The sequence below is a fragment of the Candidatus Nanopusillus massiliensis genome (genome assembly GCF_920984865.1).
The window spans coordinates 203439-206408 of the sequence record NZ_OV100765.1; the positions used below are offsets into that span (position 1 = coordinate 203439).

The 2970-nt window shown below is 24.4% G+C and carries 8 protein-coding genes; all 8 read left to right on the forward strand.

The window, feature by feature from the left end; all coding sequences use genetic code 11:
* Positions 1-105 precede the first annotated feature (105 nt).
* The 8 genes from LUA84_RS01400 to LUA84_RS04090 all read left to right on the forward strand — a co-directional run bounded on the left by LUA84_RS01400 (position 106) and on the right by LUA84_RS04090 (position 2953).
* Positions 106-252, forward strand: coding sequence for a hypothetical protein (locus tag LUA84_RS01400; protein WP_256443581.1), 147 nt, complete (start codon positions 106-108; stop codon positions 250-252).
* A gap of 209 nt (positions 253-461) precedes the next feature.
* A complete protein-coding gene (locus LUA84_RS05130; RefSeq protein WP_457913336.1) occupies positions 462-590 on the forward strand; it encodes a hypothetical protein in 129 nt (42 codons plus the stop codon).
* A gap of 77 nt (positions 591-667) precedes the next feature.
* Positions 668-751: a hypothetical protein gene (locus LUA84_RS05135; protein WP_457913337.1), complete on the forward strand. Its 84-nt coding sequence runs from the start codon at positions 668-670 to the stop codon at positions 749-751.
* Positions 752-864: 113 nt separating this feature from the next.
* Positions 865-1470 (forward strand): hypothetical protein, encoded by a 606-nt coding sequence (locus tag LUA84_RS01405; protein WP_457913338.1) that lies wholly within the window; start codon positions 865-867, stop codon positions 1468-1470.
* 279 nt (positions 1471-1749) lie between these two features.
* Positions 1750-1932, forward strand: a complete 183-nt coding sequence (locus tag LUA84_RS01410) for an SAM-dependent methyltransferase (RefSeq protein WP_231434100.1) — start codon at positions 1750-1752, stop codon at positions 1930-1932.
* Positions 1933-2018: 86 nt separating this feature from the next.
* Positions 2019-2228 (forward strand): SAM-dependent methyltransferase, encoded by a 210-nt coding sequence (locus tag LUA84_RS01415; RefSeq protein ID WP_231434101.1) that lies wholly within the window; start codon positions 2019-2021, stop codon positions 2226-2228.
* A gap of 243 nt (positions 2229-2471) precedes the next feature.
* Entirely contained in the window at positions 2472-2669 is a 198-nt protein-coding gene (locus tag LUA84_RS01420) for a hypothetical protein (RefSeq protein WP_231434102.1), read from the forward strand.
* A 161-nt stretch (positions 2670-2830) separates the two neighbouring features.
* Positions 2831-2953 carry a hypothetical protein gene (locus LUA84_RS04090; RefSeq protein WP_256443489.1) on the forward strand — a complete coding sequence of 41 codons (123 nt, stop codon included), beginning with the start codon at positions 2831-2833 and terminating at the stop codon, positions 2951-2953.
* The last annotated feature ends 17 nt before the right edge of the window (positions 2954-2970 follow it).

Sequence of the window (2970 nt, forward strand, 5' to 3'; positions counted from 1 at the left end):
ATTAGGATATTTTGAAAAAGTTCCAGAAATAAATAATGAAAAAAATGGATATGAATTAATAAATAAAATATCAAAAGTTATTATTAGAGATAAGGTGGGAACCATATTGGAGTTAGAATGGGAAGACCTGAAAAAGCAAAGATTAGAGAACTAAAAGGTTCAATAATGGTTCTATTTCCTGTAGGAGAAGAAGGAGGAAGGATGAGAANNNTTTTAGAATCAATGAAATATCAGAAAATTTTTCCGGATTAAGAACCATATTATTGTCCAAATTGTAAAATATATGTTCCATATAAAAAATGTATATTCTGTAATTCAGAAACAAAATTATTAAAGGCAGAAGATGGAAAAGAGAATAGAAAATATGCAATACAGATTTCAAAATATATAGAAGCAGCATTAAAAAATCCAAGGATTAGATTCATCATCAATTGCCAAAAATAGTAAAGGGACCAGAAGGTTTGAGTTCAAGAAGTAAACAACCAGAAAGGTTAGAAAAGGGAATATTANNNNCAAAATATGGTATATTTGTATTTAGAGATGTAACAGTAAGATTTGTATGCTATAGAAGCACCAATTACATATTTTAAACCAAAAGATTTAGTATATACCCCAATAGAAAAATTAAAAGAATTGGGATATACATCATGATATTTATGGAAATCCATTGGAAAATGAAGACCAAATATTGGAATTGAAACCACAAGATATTATATTGTCTAACAATTGGTCCATTAAAGAAAGGTGGTAAATTAAAGAAAGATGGATTTTTAATTTCTTTAATGAATACTGCTAAATTTATCGATGAAGAATTGGAAAGATTGTATAAAATGAATAAATAATATAATGTAAAGAAACCAGAAGATTTATTATGGACATCTTTTAATTGTTTTAGCTCCTCATACATCTGCAGGTACTTTTGGAAGAATAATTGGTTTAACAAGCACTCAGGCATTACTTATGCATCCAATGATGCATGCTGCAATTAGGAGGAATTGTGATGGAGATGAAGGGACAGTATTATTATTATTAGATGCTCTATTAAATTTCTCTAGAGAATATTTACCAGATAAAAGAGGAGGAACTATGGATGCTCCATTAACAATTACAAAAAAAGTTAAGGGAATGGAAATAGATGATGAGGTACAAAAGTTTGATACTGTTTGGAATCATCCACTAGAATTATATGAAGCGGCATTGCAATATAAACCTCCAGAATCCGTAAAAATACAAATATTTAAAGAAAGAATTGATACACCAGAAGAATATACAAATTGGGGATTTATGCATGATATATATTCTATTAGTGAAAATGGAAATAAAGTTTCTGCATATAAATCTCTAGGAGAGATGTTAGAAAAATTGAATTTTGAATTAAAATTGGCAAAATTATTAAGATCTGTAGATCCAAGTACTGTTGCAAATTTAGTAATAAATTTGCATTTGCAAGAGATATTAAAGGTAATTTGAGAAAGTTTTCTGAACAAGAATTTAGATGCATAAAATGTAATAAAAGATTTAGAAGACCTCCTTTATCTGGAAAATGTGATAGATGTGGAGGAAGAATTGTAATGACTGTTCATTATGGTAGTGATGTAAAATATTTAGAACCAAGTTTATGGTTAGCTGAAAAATTAAAGTTGGATGAATATACAANTTCTAGTTTAAAAGCATTAAAAATGAAAATAGATCNGACATTTGGAAATCAATCTAAAGAAAGGCAGATTAAAGATTTCTTTAATTTATAAAATGTTTATATTATCTGGAATCGGACAAAATAAGCATGAAATACCATATGGACTAATAGAAGAAATAAAGATTGCAGATTTAGTATTTTTAGAATACTATACAAATTTTATTGATGAAGAAACAAAAGAATTTTTATTAAATATAAGGAAAGATATAAAGATTGTTGATAGGAATTTTGTATAATAGGAATTAGAAAAAACAATATTAAATAATAAAGATAAGAAAATAATTTTGATAACACTTGAAATCCATTATTTGCTACTACTCATATGTATTTTATTGAACTTTGTAAGAAAAATAATATAGAATATAAAATAATAAATTCTCCATCAATATTTGATGAAATTGGAAAAATAGGTTTATTTTTATATAAGTTTGGAAGAACAGTTTCAATATCATTTCATGAATCCACAGAATTTTATGATTATATTATAAGGAATTATAAAAATAATTTACAAACATTGGTATTATTATACTAGATCCAATAAATAAAAGAAATTTGGATCATAAAGAAGCAATAAAAAGATTATTAGAAATAGATAATAAAAGAGAAAAAATTTTTAATGATAATTTTAATATCATTGTATNTTTTAACCTAAATAGAAAAAATGAGAAGATATATTATAAGGAAATAAAGGAATTACTAAATATAAATTTAGACCCTCCAATATGTATTATAATACCGTCAAATTTAAATAAAATAAAAAGTTAAAATTTTTATTATGTATGATATCCTGATAGAAAAGATAAGGTATAATGACTTTATATTGTTCTTTCTAAGTATATTAATAATAGTATTTTCTACATTATTATCATTAAAATCTGGATCATATGGTGGAATATTAATAATTGCAATTTCTTTAGTTCCTTTTGTTGAAATATACAATAAATTAATAGAAAAAGATGAAAAAATATCTTGAAAAGATAAAATCAAAGGAAAATATATAGCTAAGATATAAAGAATATTTTATAATGTCTTTTGTAATATTCTTTGCATCAATAATTGGATTTTATATAGGTTATTTAATAAATTATAAGCTATTTNATTCACAAATACAAGCAATAGAAGATATAAGGGAACATGTTACTTGCTCAAAGTTATGGACATGCGATATATCCAAATAGTTTCTTTACATACATATTATATAATAATATGACAGTATTATTATTATTTTTTGCATTTTCAATAATATTTGGTGCTTGAACTATATATTTATTATT